This is a genomic window from Mucilaginibacter sp., from assembly GCF_025359345.1.
Classification (GTDB): domain Bacteria; phylum Bacteroidota; class Bacteroidia; order Sphingobacteriales; family Sphingobacteriaceae; genus Mucilaginibacter.
In genome coordinates this window covers 204,425-220,947 of the sequence record NZ_JANYGQ010000038.1, presented here as the reverse complement: position 1 = coordinate 220,947, position 16,523 = coordinate 204,425, and the positions used below count along the sequence as shown (strand labels likewise).

At 43.1% G+C, this 16,523-nt stretch carries 7 protein-coding genes; 4 read left to right on the top strand and 3 right to left on the bottom strand.

Annotated features, from left to right (window positions below):
- The first annotated feature begins 669 nt into the window (after positions 1-669).
- From Q0R52_RS28705 to Q0R52_RS28695, 3 genes are all read left to right on the top strand, one after another.
- Complete coding sequence (locus Q0R52_RS28705) at positions 670-3,837, top strand: TonB-dependent receptor (protein WP_295801920.1); 3,168 nt, start codon at positions 670-672, stop codon at positions 3,835-3,837.
- A 21-nt stretch (positions 3,838-3,858) separates the two neighbouring features.
- Positions 3,859-5,418, top strand: coding sequence for a RagB/SusD family nutrient uptake outer membrane protein (locus tag Q0R52_RS28700; RefSeq protein WP_295801918.1), 1,560 nt, complete (start codon positions 3,859-3,861; stop codon positions 5,416-5,418).
- Positions 5,419-5,498: 80 nt separating this feature from the next.
- On the top strand, positions 5,499-9,062 hold the full coding sequence (locus Q0R52_RS28695; RefSeq protein WP_295801916.1) for a VCBS repeat-containing protein: 3,564 nt from the start codon (positions 5,499-5,501) through the stop codon (positions 9,060-9,062).
- A gap of 7 nt (positions 9,063-9,069) precedes the next feature.
- Here the strand turns inward: Q0R52_RS28695 and Q0R52_RS28690 are convergent, their stop codons facing one another.
- A complete protein-coding gene (locus tag Q0R52_RS28690) occupies positions 9,070-11,226 on the bottom strand; it encodes a CRTAC1 family protein (RefSeq protein WP_295801913.1) in 2,157 nt (718 codons plus the stop codon).
- A gap of 323 nt (positions 11,227-11,549) precedes the next feature.
- Here Q0R52_RS28690 and Q0R52_RS28685 point away from each other — a divergent pair, with 323 nt between their 5' ends.
- Positions 11,550-12,629 (top strand): glycoside hydrolase family 43 protein, encoded by a 1,080-nt coding sequence (locus Q0R52_RS28685; protein WP_295801910.1) that lies wholly within the window; start codon positions 11,550-11,552, stop codon positions 12,627-12,629.
- Between the two features lie 175 nt (positions 12,630-12,804).
- Here the strand turns inward: Q0R52_RS28685 and Q0R52_RS28680 are convergent, their stop codons facing one another.
- The gene (locus tag Q0R52_RS28680; protein WP_295801908.1) at positions 12,805-15,288 is read right to left on the bottom strand and encodes a glycoside hydrolase N-terminal domain-containing protein; all 2,484 of its coding nucleotides are present in this window, start codon (positions 15,286-15,288) and stop codon (positions 12,805-12,807) included.
- A 19-nt stretch (positions 15,289-15,307) separates the two neighbouring features.
- Positions 15,308-16,516, bottom strand: coding sequence for an endo-1,4-beta-xylanase (locus Q0R52_RS28675; protein ID WP_295801907.1), 1,209 nt, complete (start codon positions 16,514-16,516; stop codon positions 15,308-15,310).
- Positions 16,517-16,523 lie beyond the last annotated feature (7 nt).

The following is a 16,523-nucleotide window of genomic DNA, read 5'->3' as shown; positions in this document are numbered from 1 at the left end:
ATATCATTTTACCACCTTTCATCAGAAATTATTTTAACAGGTACCGAACCTTGCTGCCCTGGTGAAGCGGTCAGGCATATGAGCCAAAGCACTTAAAACACATGGAAAGAAATGTCAAGGATGCCTTTTACTGAATACTTTTCCAGGTAATAATTCCAAACAGCTATTTACATGATATACCGCGTACTAATTGCTTCGGCAACAATATTTGTTTGAATGATTATGCGATAAATTGACAAATGTTGTTTTTTTATGGCAAAAAATGTGTTACTCTACTTTCCTTCAAGCCTAATTTTACTCCTGTATAACAGTTACAATTCGTTAACTGTAAGTTACTATTATTATAAACCAGTAGAGCCGACCGGCCAGATCCTTTAAAACTTCGATTTAAGTTAAACCTTGATCGACCTGCACACAATGTTTAGTTGTATACAGGAAAGCATAGTCCGGTTCAGTTCTGCAATCGATTGCATACCTTTTAAACACATATTTATGAGAGAATAAATAAAAAATTTTTGTTTTGCCGGCCACAGTTTGTGGCCCGTATTAACTACATCGATGCGTACTACTAAGGCGTTGCAATAACTAATAGAATTGACGCCTGATGAAATACCGCCGGTGCAACAGCCAATTTAACTTTTACCAATTTTTCAATCAACAAACCAGAATATGAAAAAAAAATATTTACTAAGCACTTTCATTAGAATGACGGCTATACTAGTAATTATATGTATTAATAGTATAAACTACACGTTCGCGGCTAATGACCCGGCTCATTTGCGGCATTTAAATCCTGATGCAGCAAAATCAGACTTAAGCAAGGTTATAACGGGCAAGGTAACCGACGAGGATGGTTTGCCGCTCCCCGGTGTAACTGTTAGAATAAAAGGCACATCTACTGCGGTCGGAACCGACGTTTCCGGCGCGTTTAGAATTGAGGTACCTAACGAACAGGCAGTGCTTGTTTTTAGCTTTGTGGGATATGCTTCAAAGGATGAAGCTGTGTCGGGTAAATCAGTAATTAACGTAGCATTAAAGAGTGATTCTAAATCATTAAATGAGGTAGTTGTTGTAGGTTACGGAACACAAAAGCGTGCCAACGTAACCGGCGCCGTTTCCTCAGTAAGCGGCAAAACGTTAACAGAACTGCCCGTCTCCGGTGTCGATCAGGCATTACAAGGCAGGGTAGCTGGTTTAACTGTTACCAACAATGGCTCTCCCGGTACCGCGCCTGTAGTTCAAGTCCGCGGCGTAAGTTCGATAGGTTATGGGGGTGATCCGCTGTACATTATTGATGGTGTCGCTGGATCTATCGGCGGCTTGGATGCACAGGACATACAATCCGTTGATGTACTTAAAGATGCAAGCTCGGCAGCGATCTATGGCTCCCGGGGAACCAACGGCGTTATCCTGATTACCACCAAAAAGGGATCAAGAAATAATAAGGCCCAGGTAAGCATCAGTTCTTACGGAGGTTTTCAGCAAGTCACCAAAAGGTATGATCTCCTTAATACCAATCAGTATCTTCAGTATGAGCGGGCATTAGACGGAGCCGCAGGAATTGGACTGCCTCCACGTTTACAATCGGCGAATTTTAACCTGCCTATCTACGCCGGCTCCACGCAAACTTTTGCACAAACTAATACCGACTGGCAGAGTGCATATTTTCAAAAAGGGGCTATCCAGCAGCATGATGTCACAATAAGTGGCGGAAATGATGTTTCCCGTTTCTTTACATCTGGCGGTTATTTTGACCAGGACGGTATCACAGTTGGAACGTTTTATACCCGGAAAAACTTCCGTATGAATTCCGATCACAATGTGAACAAGTTTGTTACCATCGGCGAAACTTTTAATGTTTCTTCTACCCGCCAGCGCTTTGGTATTCCGCCGGGCAACAGGACGCCTCTTACCAATGTGATAAGGATGCAACCATATATACCTGTTTACAATCCAAATAATCCGGGTGGCTATTTCGGTCCTCAAAACAGTTTCGATGGTGCCGACCCGGTTAACCCTGTTGAACAGGCCTTGATTAACGACAACCGTAATTACGGCTTCGGAATACATGGTAACCTGTTTTTAACAGTAAAGTTTACTCCATGGCTTAAGTTTAATTCTACTTATGGCATCGATTATGGAACAAACAGGCAGGAACAGTATACGCCTATATACAATGACGGCGGTACGTCAAGCAGCCCGCTTGCTTCAATAACTGAAAATGTTGGCAGCGGTACAACTACGCTATATACCGAACAATTGACCTTCGACAGAACATTCGCCAAAAAACACCACGTTTCGGCTGTGGCAGTTTACGAAGCTCAAACAAACCGGGGCGATAGCCACAACTCTTTCGGTAACCAAAACAATAACACGATAAAAACCCTGCAGAACGCCACGAACATAACTACTAATTACACTTATGGCACAAATGTATTGACATCATATGTTGGGCGTGTGAGTTATGATTATGCGGGGAAATATTTACTTTCAGGTTCAGTACGCCAGGATGGTTTGTCGGTTTGGGCCCCGGGGCACAAATATGAATGGTTCCCTGCAGCTTCAGTGGGCTGGAAGGTTGACCAGGAAGATTTCATGAAGGGTATTACGTCGATCAGCGAATTGAAGCTGCGTGCCGGTTATGGCCGCACTGGTATAAACGGAACTGTATTGGGTAATTATCCATATGTATCGAACGTTTCAGCGGGCGGCACAACCTATCCGTTTAATAACCTGGCAACGGGTGCTAACCAGGGTAACGGATCCTATTACGGCGGACTAAGTAACCCTCAGCTCCATTGGGAAATAACCAACTCAACAAACATTGGTGTTGACCTTGGCTTATTTCAAAACGCGTTTACTTTATCGGCCGAGGTTTATGACAGAAAAACCGATAACCTTATCTTAGGTGTGCCAGTCCCACCGAGCTATGGTGTTGGCGGGCCCTTAGCAAATGTTGGTTCAATGGATAATAAGGGTATTGAACTTACTGCAGGGTATCATAAAACAGCCGGCGACTTTAAATATGATATAACCGGCGTGTTTAGTTTAGACCGGAATAAAGTTACCTCATTAACCGGAAGTGCGAATGGTTCTATATCGGCTGGCCAGGATGCTGACTTTGGTAACGGCGTGATTACTAATACGGTACCCGGCCAATCCATCCAGTATTTTTATGGCTATGTGGTAGAAGGTATATTTCAAAGTGCATCTGATGTGAGCGGCCACGCTACGCAAACTAATGCAGCGCCGGGCGACATCAAATTTAAAGATGTAAACCAAGATGGCGTTATTGATGCAAGGGACAGGGTTAACCTGGGCAGTTATCTTCCCAAATTTTCATATTCGTTAAATTATTCTGCCAGTTACAAAAATTTCGACATGACTGCGTTTTTCCAGGGAGTGTATGGCAATAAAATATTTAACGCCGAAAAAGTGATCCTTGAAGGGATGGCCAGGTTGTTTAATTCAGATGTTCATGTTTTAAATGCCTGGACTCCGTCAAATACTAATACTAATATTCCGAGGGCAATCTCTGGCGACCCCAACAGTAATTTAAGGGTTTCGTCACGATGGGTTGAAAGCGGTTCATATCTCCGTTTAAAAAACCTGCAGATAGGATACAGCTTACCAACGGGCTGGCTTAAGAATGCTACCGATAATAACGTAAGCAAAGTTAGGATCTACCTGTCGGGTGCAAACATATTCACTGTTACCAAATATACCGGGCTGGATCCCGAGGTCGGCTCTAAAAATGGAACGCTTACAAATGGTATAGACTATGGGCAATACCCTCAGCCAAGGACGCTGCTGGTAGGTTTACAAGCAACATTTTAATAATCAAAACAATTGTATATTATGAAACATGGAAAAATTTATTTTTCAGCAGCCGCTATCCTGCTAATGATAACGGTGATCGTATTCTCCTGTAAAAAAGCAGCGTTGGATACATCTGATCCCAACAACCTGACTACCGGAAACTATTACAAAACGGCGGTACAGTTAAAATCGGCAGTTAACGCCGCCTACGCAGCTATGCACCAAAACAACTTGGTGTCTCGTGAGTGGTATTACTTACATGACACCCGCAGCGATGAGGTTACCCCTGGCGGCGGACAATTGGAAGTTCCGCGCAGGCAGTTGTATGAAAACACCGACGACCCTACAAATTCGGTTATGAACTCGGTATGGAACGGCTGGTACACGGTAATATTCCGCGCCAACGTGGTAACCGACAATGCGCCAAACGTTACAGACAATGTGGCAGACAAAAATGAAACAGTTGGAGAAGCAAAATTTTTACGAGGCTGGGCTTATTTTGACCTGGTTAGCATGTGGGGTGGTGTGCCTTTGTTAACAACGGTACCAAAAAGTCCCGCCGCATTTCAACCGCGGGCATCTGTTGACGCAGTTTATGCGCAAATTATTCAGGATCTGACAGATGCCGCAGCAGCACTACCCGCGAAATCAGCGACTGACAAAGGAAGGGCCACCGCCGCCGCCGCCAATGCTATGTTAGGCCGGGTGTTAATGCAAAAAGGCGATTATGCAGGTGCTAAAGCAGCCTTTTTAAAAATACCTACTACAGGGCCTGATGGATACGCTTTAACAAATCGCTATTTGGATAATTTTGAGTTAGCAACAGAATTTAACCCGGAATCAATTTTTGAAGTTGTATTTGTGGACAAAGGCGACAATAGTTACAACTGGGGCGGCGAAAGCGCGACTGAATCTCAGAGTACGGTGAGAAACCAGGAATATTGCCCGGTTGCCTGGAGGAACCTTATTCCTTCGGACAAATACTTAAATGAATTTGAAAGTACAGCTACAGGCGCAGTGAAAACAGACCCGCGCTTTTCATATAGCGTTTACCAAACCGGAGATAAATATAATAACGGGCTAAGTACTTTGACCGATGCGGATCAAAATGGAAATTCTTCTATTCTTAACGGCGTTACTAAAAAAATAAGCTGGCGTAAATTTATGCTTATTTACCAGGAAAGTGCAGGCACTGCCGGGTTCCACCCTGGCGGTAACAACCAGCGAATTATACGCTATTCGGAGGTTTTAATTAACCTTGCCGAATGTGCCAATGAGCTGGGCGACATTTCCGGAGCTGTAGCTTATCTGAACATGGTACGCGCAAGACCCGATGTTGCTATGCCGCCATATCCGACGGCACAATTTCCTGTTGTTACAAAAGAGGATGTAGTTAAAGCCATAATGCACGAAAAAATGGTTGAATTAGGCGATGAACAGGTGCGTAATATTGACATTTTAAGATGGCGTAAAAAGGGATATTTCTCTACTGAGCCAATTGCTAAATTCCACCCTGGCAGAGATGAGCTACTGCCTATACCACAGTCTGAACTTGACAATAATCCGCTCGTTGCCGGGCATCAAAATCCAGGCTATTAATAATATAATTAATTTAAAACACTCTTTTAAAAACAGGCGGCTGAATCAGCCGCCTGTTTTTTCATATATTTAAGCTATTTATGAATAAGCTCACCCTTGTTATTGCTGTAACTATATTGCTCATTTCCTGCAAAAAGCGCACACTGTTTGAGCAAATATCTTCCTCTGCTTCCGGTATTACGTTTAACAACCAAATTACAGAAAACGATTCCATCAACCCGATCGATAATGCGACTGTATATAACGGCGGGGGTGTTGGTATAGGAGACTTTAATAACGATGGCTTGCCGGATGTTTATTTTACCGGCAACATGGTAGCGAATAAATTATATATCAACCGAGGTAACTTTAAATTCGAGGATGTTACTCTCGAGGCAGGTGTAGATGGCAAAGGACGTTGGGGAAAAGGTGTTTCTGTTATCGACATTAATAATGATGGCTTGCCTGATATATACGTTTGCAATTCGTTTGCAAACGATCCCAAAAAACGGCAAAACTTATTGTATATAAACCAGGGAGCTAATAAAGCCGGTGTCCCCGTATTTAGAGAAGAAGCGAAGGAATATGGGCTTGATATTCAACTATTCTCCACAATGGCGAGCTTTTTTGATTATGATAACGATGGCGACCTTGATATGTATTTGACGGTAAATGAGCCAAACCCAGCTGAATACCCGAACCAATTCCGCCCCATTAATGTTACCGGTAACGCCAGAAGTATGGGGCGATTGTACCGGAACGACTGGGACGGGAAACTCAAGCATCCCGTGTTTAAAGATGTGTCGTTAGCTTCCGGGATCAAGATAGAAGGATATGGACACGCCGCAACAATAGCCGATATTAATTTGGATGGATGGAAGGATATTTATGTTACCAACGACTTTCTGTCGAATAATATTTTGTATATCAATAATCACGACGGAACTTTTACCGACAAGTCGAAAGAGTATTTCAAACATACATCGTTCAATGCTATGGGTCAGGATATCGAGGACATAAATAACGACGGCCTGGCCGATATATTTGAACTCGATATGAGTCCCCCGGATAATTTCCGAAAAAAAATGATGTCGGGGCCAAGTAGTTATAACACTTTCCAGAACTTTGACCATTACGGTTACCAATATCAATATGTACGCAATACACTTCAACTAAACCAGGGGCCTTCTATTGGAGAAAACAACAAGATCGGTGAACCTGTATTTAGCGAAATTGGCTTTTTAAGCGGTGTGGCCCAAACAGACTGGAGCTGGACCCCAATGGTAACCGATTTTGACAATGATGGTTACCGCGATATTATAGTTACGAACGGCTATCCCCGCGACGTTACAGATCATGATTTTATTACGTACAGATCCAATGCATTTTTGATAACGCCAAAAAAGGAAATTCTAAACCAGATACCTTCAGTCAAAATTCATAACTACGCTTTTCATAACCAGAACGGCGTACAATTTAATGATGTAAGTTTAGATTGGGGACTGGGCATACCCTCTTTTTCTAACGGCGCGGTGTACGCCGACTTAAACAATGATGGGGCGATGGACCTTGTAATTAATAACATCAATGATGAAGCACTGATTTACAAAAATACCGCTGCCGGCGATAAAGAAAGTGTACTGCATTATCTCAATGTAGTGTTTAAGGGGTCCAATCAAAACCGGGAGGGGATAGGAACTTTCGTCGATATATATTACCAGCACGGTTTACACCAGGTATATGAAAATAATCCTTTCCGGGGGTATCTCTCCAGTATTCAGCCTACGGCACATTTCGGGTTGGGTAAATGCAAAACTATTGACTCGGTGGTTGTCAGATGGCCGAACAAGTACAAGCAAACGTTTTTAAATGTAAAGGCAGATCAAACTTTGTCAGCAAATATCAACGATGCTCATCAAACCTATACCTGGTCAAATCCGGCGTCAATAAAAACGCCTTTATTTACAAATGTCACAGGGAAAAGTGCGATTAAATACATCCATCGCGACACTGATTATCAAGACTTTAATATTCAAAAACTTTTGCCACATAAACTTTCAGAATATAATCCTGCACTATCTGTTGGCGATATTAACGGCGATGGATTAGATGACATAGTTATAGGCGGAAATTTAACTGAACCGGCACAAGTTTTTTTCCAACGAAAAGACGGCACATTTATGCAAAGAAATCTTTTAGAAGAAAAGAAATATGATCCCCCATATCTTGATGAGGGGATTCTAATTTTCGATTCGAACGGCGATAAATTTCCCGATGTATTGATTACCAGCGGTGGGTATAAATCTCGGGCAAATGACCCGTCATACCAGGACCGGTTGTATATTAATGATGGTAACGGCCATTTCACGCTAGCAAAGGATGCGTTGCCGGAATGTTTTAAAAGTAAACTATGTGTAAGGGCATTTGATTATAATAATGACGGCAAATTAGATCTTTTTATCTCGGGGCGGGTTGAGCCATGGCGATATCCGGAACCGGTAAATAGCTATATTTTAAGAAATGACACAAAAGACGGGAAGATAAAATTCACAGATGTAACCAATGAAGTTGCTCCCGACCTGAAAAAGATTGGATTGGTATGTGATGCCATTTTCAGTGATTTCGACAATGATGGTAAAACAGATTTGATATTAGCGGGAGAATGGATGCCCGTAACCTTTTTAAAAAATACAGGCGGGAGGTTTGTAAACGTTACAGCAAAAAGCGGCGCAAGCAATAAAACCGGATGGTGGAACTCAATAGTTGCGGGTGATTTCAGGCATACAGGCAGAACGGATTATATAGTTGGAAATGCAGGCTTAAATTCCCTGTACCAGGCCAGTGACGAATTTCCGGTGTATATCACAGCAAGTGATTTCGACAAAAGAAACAGGTTCGACGCATTTCCATCGTTGTTTCTTCCGGGAAAAGACGGCATAAAGCGGGAATATCCTGCAAATGTAAGAGAAGACGCTTTTAAGCAAATGATAAGTTTGCGTGTAAAATTCACTAACTATCATTCGTATGCGGAGGCCACTATGCAGGATTTACTCAGTGCGGAACAAATGAAAAGTGCGCTGCGGCTTAAAGCCACCGAATTAAGGTCGTGCTATTTCAGGAACGATGGCGAGGGTAAATTCACGATAGTACCCTTGCCTGTCGAGGCGCAGGTTTCAGTATTAAATGGGATGGTGGCCGACGATTTTGATGGAGACGGCAATCTCGATCTGTTGATCAATGGCAATGATTTTGGTACCGATGTTACACTTGGAAGATATGATGCCTTAAATGGCTTGTTGCTAAAAGGTAACGGCAAGGGTGGTTTTACTCCGTTATCAATTGCAGGTAGCGGGATATATTTACCCGGGAATGGAAAGGCACTGGTAAAGTTGAAAGGAGCAGCTAACAACTATCTGCTGGCAGCAAGCGAACACGCGGGGCCTCTCCGGGTTTTTCAATTAAATGCCAAAGCTTCAATCTTAAAAATAAGCGATACAGAACAAAGCGCAATCATCACTTATAAAGATGGCAGTAGTACCAAACAGGAATTTTACTACGGAAGTTCGTTTCTTTCCCAATCGTCAAGGTTTATCCTGGTAAATGATAAGATAGCGCAGGTATCAATAAAAGATAGTTCAGGAAAAACGAGGGTGGTTAAGTTTTAGCTTACTTCTATATCCCTTTACTTTTTAGGGTCATGCCAGCCATTGGCATTGGCATCGGCTGCGTATTGGTTTTAAATCTTAGTGCCTTTAAATTAAGTGGGGTTATTGCCCCATTTTCTATTATTTCTAAAAACTGGCAAGGCTTAATTTTATGAAGATGCTGCACAGTGCCGCTACCTGCCCACCGGATCTCGATATCATCGATCGTAGTGGCCTGCCCTATCCCTATCTCTTGCCTAAGGGGCGACGAACCGAAACTCCCGCCGGAATTTACATCTTTAAACACAGTGCGTTGTAAGCCATTGTCTGTAAAGGTAACCTTGATCCGTGAGCCGATTGCGGACTTATTCGACTTTGTGCCCACCAGCTTCAAACCTATCCAATTATTGTTGTTTTGGCCCGGATTAAGATATAATGAACTTGGGTAAGCATCACCTATGTACGCCCCGCCCATTTCGATGAAAATATCCTGCAGGCCATTGTTTCTGAAATCGGCAAATGAAACACCATGGCCTTTCTGCAAATTGCCAGTACGAGACGAACGGGTTACATCGACAAATTGCTTACCGCTTATATTTCTGAACAATTTATTTGGTATGAGCGACCCAAAATCAGGGTTGCCGGTACCAAAATACATATCCGGATAGCCATCATTGTCAATATCACCAAAATTGCCCCCCATGCTGAAAACAACCTTATCCAGCCCTGTGCTGTGCGTTAGATTTGTAAATGTACCATCGTGGTTATTTTTAAAAAGGAAAATATTACCGTTATCGGGTACAGGCGTATTCAATGCTTCTAATGCTGCGTAATAACCCAGGGTAGTACTAAAATTATAACTGCCCATCAAAATGTCGGGCCATCCATCATTATCATAGTCAAAAAACCAGGTGGTAAACGTGTTTTGCTTTATGTTGATACCCGCCTTATCTGTAACATCTTCAAAACCCACATCTTTCCCGCTTTTGCATTTGTTTTTTAGCAAATACTTCCTTCCGCTCATGGTCGAAATGAAAATGTCAGGCCAACCGTCATTGTTATAATCGGCTGCCGTTACGCCTTTCACAAAATCGTTAATTTTACAATGCGCTTTTTGTGCCATTTCGGTAAAAGTACCGTCGTGGTTATTCAGATAAAACGCCGATGGATGATTGCTTTTAGGGTCAGTTCCACCATGGCTTTCCTTGCCTATAAAAACATCAAGCCAGCCATCGTTATTAAAATCGGCCCACACGGCTGTTTGTGTCGGGTCCATGAATTTTAAACCGGCTGCAAAGGTCACGTCGGTAAATGTTCCGTTACCATTGTTTTTGAGTAAAGAGCAGGGTTGATTACCGAACCCGTCCCGAAGCCAGCCTCCACGCATTATAAAGATGTCCGGACGGCCATCGTTGTTATAATCGGTTTGTTGAATATTCAGGCCGCCAACCTCATTTTGTAAACCGCTTTGAGCAGTGCGATCACTAAAAGTACCGTCTCTATTATTATGAAAATAGTGCATGTGGTCCTGTAAGTCCATTCCCGATGTGATAATGTCCAGGTATCCGTCGCCGTCGAAATCATCCACTATGGAGCCGCCAGCCCTGCTATTCAGATTTATACCTACGTTTGCAGCCACATCAGCAAACGGCTTTACTTTGTGCGGCCCATCGTCGGCATCTAAATTTGGTATGAGGTATTGGGAAGGAACTTGCGCCGGATAGCCGCCCAGCGTCATATAAGCTATGTTTAACAGCCATCGCGACTGGGCATCCTGCGAGTCTGCCCTCAAATTCTTTTCCAGTGTTTCTATTGCCCGTTGTGACCCTGTTTGAATTTGATGCACGCCTGCCCCCGAAATAGGGAATATGCACGATGAACCGTTATGGTTAAGCATGCAATTAGCACGCTCTCCTAAGCGCATATAAGCTACAGCCTGGTCGGGCAACATATTTACCGGGTTCATGTACCGTGGCAGCTTTGAAATTTTATTATAGATATCAACAGCCCGTTGTTCATGGCCTTCCTGCAATTCAAACAATGCTTTTTTTGCCAGCAATTGAACGTCGTAGTTTGGCGAATCTGCTTTTAACACCGAATCGCTGGCGGCCAGGCTGGCGTCTGAACTAAATACATTTTTCGGGCTATAATTTCTTTTTTTAAGCTGCTGCAACAGGTCAGCCATATTGGCCGGGGAATTAGGTTTGCATGAGATTATCAAACCGCAAATACTTGTGACAAAAAATATGTTAAATATTCTATATCTTAATAACATGATAAAGGTGTAAAATTGGAAACGGATGCTTAACTGTGTAAAGTTAAATGCGGACCGAATACTAAAACACAACATTTGTCTATATTAATATAACGTCTGAATAAAGCAACTGAACATATGAGTTATATATGTACACAAACGTGCGCAGGCAGCTTATCGATCCGGCTTATCTTCGCCTGCAGGCAAAGCTCAAAGCCCGAAACATATAAATCAATTCTAAATCAACTAAAATAATGAAGAAGATTATTTCTAAGATGACGATTTTGACCGTCGCGTCGACACTCGTGTTCAATTCGTTGAGTGCACAGAAAAACACCGGCAAGATTAAATTCCTCAATCGGCCCCTAATTAAAACCATTTACACAGCCGATCCATCCGCCCACGTGTTCAATGGAAAAATTTACATTTATCCTTCTCATGATATTGACGCAGGTGTACCCGAAAACGATAATGGCGATCACTTTGCAATGCGCGATTATCATATATTATCGCTTGATCATATCGGCGGAAAAGTTACCGACAACGGCGTCGCGCTCGACATTAACAACATTCCATGGGCTGGCAAACAGTTGTGGGCACCTGACGCCGCGTTTAAAAATGGCAAATACTTCTTGTATTTCCCCGCAAAAAATAAAGAGGGCGTTTTTCAAATAGGATGCGCAACATCCGATAAGCCCGCAGGGCCGTTTAAAGCCAATCCACATCCCATTGCCGGAAGCTACAGCATCGATCCTGCTGTGTTTGTCGATGATGACGGAAGCGCATATATGTATTTTGGAGGTATTTGGGGTGGTCAGCTTCAACGTTGGCAGACAGGAAAATATGAGGCCAACGGTTCAAAAACTGATCTTCACAATGATAAGGCACCGGCAATTAGTTGCAGGGTAGCCAAATTGGATAAGAGTATGATGGAAATTGACGGAAAAGTACACAATGCCCTTATAGTTGACAGCGCCGGGCACGAGTTATTAGGTGGCGACCACGACCGTCGTTTTTTTGAAGGCTCATGGATGCATAAATATAAGGGGAAGTATTATTTAACCTACTCTACCGGCGACACGCATTTTCTTGCTTATGCGGTCGGCTCGAGTCCTATGGGGCCTTTTGTTTACGCCGGCCATTTTATGCAACCCGTGCAGGGATGGACAACGCATCACTCTATTATTAAGTTTAATAATAAATGGTATATTTTTTACCACGACACCGAGCTTTCGGGCAAAACACATCTCAGGAATGTTAAGGTTACCGAATTACATCACCTGGATAATGGTAAGATAGAAATGATCAATACATATACAAGTTCAGACAAATAATAAGGTTAAAAACAAACGTGTAGCAGCCACTTAAAAATCCAGGCTGCTGCACGTTAAAATTTCCTATAAACTAGGGGGATAGCTCTTTAGCTATTTAGTTGTCCGCTTCGATAGAACTTAAGCTCCTTTTTCGAACGTAAATTGTAGCTTCTTTCGGACTTTACTGACTTTCGGACTATTCTATAACATAAGTTTTACCGGGCGCGGTTGGCATATCGTAAATCCATGTTTTAGCAAGGTTTGGGGTAACGCTTTCCATGCTTGTTTTTACAATTGGTATTTTTAAATCCATTACCTGGTAAAAACGGTTTTTGTTAACGCCATTTGCTGTTGTTAGCAATACGCTTTTTACCGGTTGATTAAAACGCAGCCGGCAGTTTCCGCCGAGTGAAGAATGTATAACCAGTTTTACAATTTTGTGGTCGGCCCAGGTCACATCAACTTTAAAGCCTCCCCGGGCCACTAGTCCTGAGACGCTGCCATCCTTCCAATCATCGGGCAAGGCCGGCAACAGGTAAATTGCGCCGTCGTGGCTTTGCAAAAGCATTTCTGCAATCCCCGAGGTGCAGCCAAAATTACCATCAATTTGGAAAGGCGGATGGGCATCAAATAAATTTGGATAAGTGCCGCCAGAACCCCCACCTACCGGTTTTATTTGATCCTTAATAAGTTTATACGCGTGATTGCCATCCAATAAACGCGCCCATAAATTGATCTTCCATGCCATCGACCATCCTGTTGATACATCACCACGGTAGACAAGCGAGTTTTTCACGGCCGCAAATAGTTGTGGCTGCGTGAAAGGTGATATTTGATTACCCGGAAACAAACCATACAAATGAGAAACATGCCGATGGTGATCGTCGGTACGGTCAAAATCTTCCAGCCACTCCTGTAACTGGCCATGTTTGCCAATTTGCATAGGAGGCAGTTGGCTGCGGAGGTTGGTCAAGCTATCAGCAAAAACCTTATCTACATTAAGTTCCGCGGCAGCCCTTATCACGTCTGTAAACAAGCCAAAAACCAATTGGTTATCCATGGTAGCTCCTGCAGTTACCGATACCTGGTTTTTGCCCTCGATATATTCGTGTTCAGGCGATATCGATGGCGAAACCACCAGCCAGCCATGACCGGGCTCTTTTTGCAGGGCATCAATATAATATTCTGCTGCGCCCTTCATAACCGGATAATATTCCTTCAGGAATGTCTTATCGCCCGAATACAAATAATGCTCCCAAAGATGCTGGCTTAGCCATGCGTTTGATGTTGGCCACAATCCCCAAAAAACGCCATCTACAATCCCGGTTATCCGCCAGATATCGGTGTTGTGGTGCAGCATCCATCCGCGTGTTCCGTACATTATTTTTGCAGTTGGAGTACCAGTGACAGACAAATCTTTTATCATGTGAAAAAGTGGCTTACTCAGTTCCGGTAATTGCGTTACCTCGCTTGGCCAATAATTCATTTCGGTGTTTATGTTAATGGTATACTTGCTGTCCCAGGGGCCTTTAACCTCACCATTCCAAATACCCTGCAAATTGGCCGGTTGCGACCCCGGTTGAGAAGAACAAATCAACAGGTAACGCCCGTATTGGAAATATAATTCGGCCAGCTGTGCATCATTATCATTTGAGAAATTTTCGATGCGGACATCTGTAGGTTTGTTTGCTGCGCTATTGATGCCGAGATTGAGTTTAACCCTATCGAAATAAGAGCGGTAAAACCTGATGTGTTTATTTAACAGTTCGCTAAAGTTATGTTGGTATGCCCTATGCAGAATATCTTCGGCCCGGTTCATTGAATTTGCCGAAACATCATGATAGTTTACAAAGTTGGTAGCCATCGAAAGATATATTACGGCCGTATCTGCATTTACAATACTTATACCCGAAGTATCTGCAATACATGTTCCCCGCGTGGTTTTAACCCTGGTGAGAACCGTATATTTGATCTGCCCTTTTTGACCCTCGTGGTCGCTGCCCTGGCCGGATAAAACCAGCGTTTCCATTCTATTTACACTAACCGAAGATTTTAGTGGACTTTGAAGTTTTACCTTGCAACTAATCATGCCTGGCTTATCGGCCGTTAGCCTGGCCATTAACATATTGTTGCCGAAAGCTGTAAAATATTCCCGTTTGTAGTTAACACCCTTTAAATTGTATTTTACAACAGCCGTAGCATTTGCAATATCCAAATCACGATAATAATTAGTAACACTATCTGCCCCGGTAAACTTGATATACAAATTCCCCGCAAGTTGGTATGGCATGCCGCTATTGCCTTTTGGTCCAAGTTTGCTGTTGGCCAATTCTTGCGCTTCAGCATATTTCTTTTCAGCAAGCAAAGCCCTAACCTTATCGATGTATGGTCTCGAGCCCGAATCGATGGTATTATTCGGCCCGCCTCCCCATATGGTCGATTCATTGAGTTGAATGTGTTCGTTTTGTACATCGCCAAATACCATACCGCCTATAAAGCCATTTCCAATTGGCAAAGCCTCGTTCCAATTTTTTGCCGGTTTATTATACCACAGTTTATAGCGCCCCCGATTGGTTATAGTTAGTCTTTTCCGTGCATGTTTTGGTTGCGCCTGCATCGATGAACATATCAATAAAACTGCGGCAAAAATGTTCAATTTTTTATAAAACGATCCTCTCATAAATGTCGGTTTGGTACGCCTAAAAATTCACAACGGCAATGTAGGCTTTTTTGCGCTGCCTGTTTTCGTCGAACAATAAAGGGTAGGCTTTTATAACTACACGGGGCGTATTTACGCCGGCAGCAGCCCCTCCCATAATCCCTCCGCCTCGCCCGTCAAGCCAGCTTGCTCTGTCAGATACATTCCAAAATGTAACGTTTGTTATAAATTTTTTATACTGCCTGATAATATCAAAGGCCATTTTGTATTGCGCAACTTGTTTGACTTCCACTTCGGGGGTGTAACCTTGGTCGGGCGTTGGAGTTGCTCCTGCAACTGCAGGCGTTGTGCCGGGGGCCGGGTTTGGTTTTGGCAAGCGTATAGTAATATCCATTTCGGTAAACTGTACCTTTAAGCCCAGGGAGGTTACCTCGTCAAGGGCTTTACGCAATTCATCGGGCGATGGGTCGTTCAATTTCCAATGGGCCTGCATGCCAACGCCATCAATGGGTGCGTGGTCTTCAATCAATTTCTTCAACAATTTATATATTTTCTCTCTTTTTACCGGATGTTCGCTGTTATAATCATTGTAGTATAACTTCGCATTTGGGTCGGCTTCGTGCGCATATTTAAAGGCCGAGTCTATAAAATCGGGGCCATTGCATATTTTGTACCAGTTGCTTTTGCGATATACCTGCGTAGTATCGTCGCTATCATCAACCGCCTCATTCACCACATCCCAGGCGTAAATTTTGCCTTTATATCTTCCTGCTACGGCAAAAATATGATCTTTTAGGCGTTGTAAAAGTAACTCTTTAGTTACCGGCTCACCATTCGACCCCTTAAACATCCATGCGGCTTCCTGGTTATGCCAGCATAAATTGTGCCCACGTATTTTGATATGATGGCTCACAGCAAAATCAACAATAGCATCGGCATTTTTCCAATTATAAACGTTTTCAGATGGGTGTATCGGCCCCATCTTCATATCATTCTCCGGGGTTACGCTGTTAAACTCTTTTACAATTAATGCCGAATCGGGACCATGCAAGGACGCCATGCTTACAGCGACCCCAACAGGAAAATAATCTTTATAGTAATCTTTTAAACCTTTATCGGGATTGCTGGCTGTAGCAGATGTTGTTACCGAATGTTTGGAAGCGCACTGAACAAAGGATAAAACCGAAATCGCGATTACGGGGAGCAACATGCCCCGACTTGCTTTTTTCGCAGTAGTTGAAAATGCCATATTTTGT

Coding starts and splice junctions, on each gene's coding strand:
- Q0R52_RS28705 (WP_295801920.1), top strand. CDS start 670: ATGAAAAAAAAATATTTACTAAGCACTTTCATTAGAATGACGGCTATA.
- Q0R52_RS28700 (WP_295801918.1), top strand. CDS start 3,859: ATGAAACATGGAAAAATTTATTTTTCAGCAGCCGCTATCCTGCTAATG.
- Q0R52_RS28695 (WP_295801916.1), top strand. CDS start 5,499: ATGAATAAGCTCACCCTTGTTATTGCTGTAACTATATTGCTCATTTCC.
- Q0R52_RS28690 (WP_295801913.1), bottom strand. CDS start 11,226: ATGGCTGACCTGTTGCAGCAGCTTAAAAAAAGAAATTATAGCCCGAAA.
- Q0R52_RS28685 (WP_295801910.1), top strand. CDS start 11,550: ATGAAGAAGATTATTTCTAAGATGACGATTTTGACCGTCGCGTCGACA.
- Q0R52_RS28680 (WP_295801908.1), bottom strand. CDS start 15,288: ATGAGAGGATCGTTTTATAAAAAATTGAACATTTTTGCCGCAGTTTTA.
- Q0R52_RS28675 (WP_295801907.1), bottom strand. CDS start 16,516: ATGGCATTTTCAACTACTGCGAAAAAAGCAAGTCGGGGCATGTTGCTC.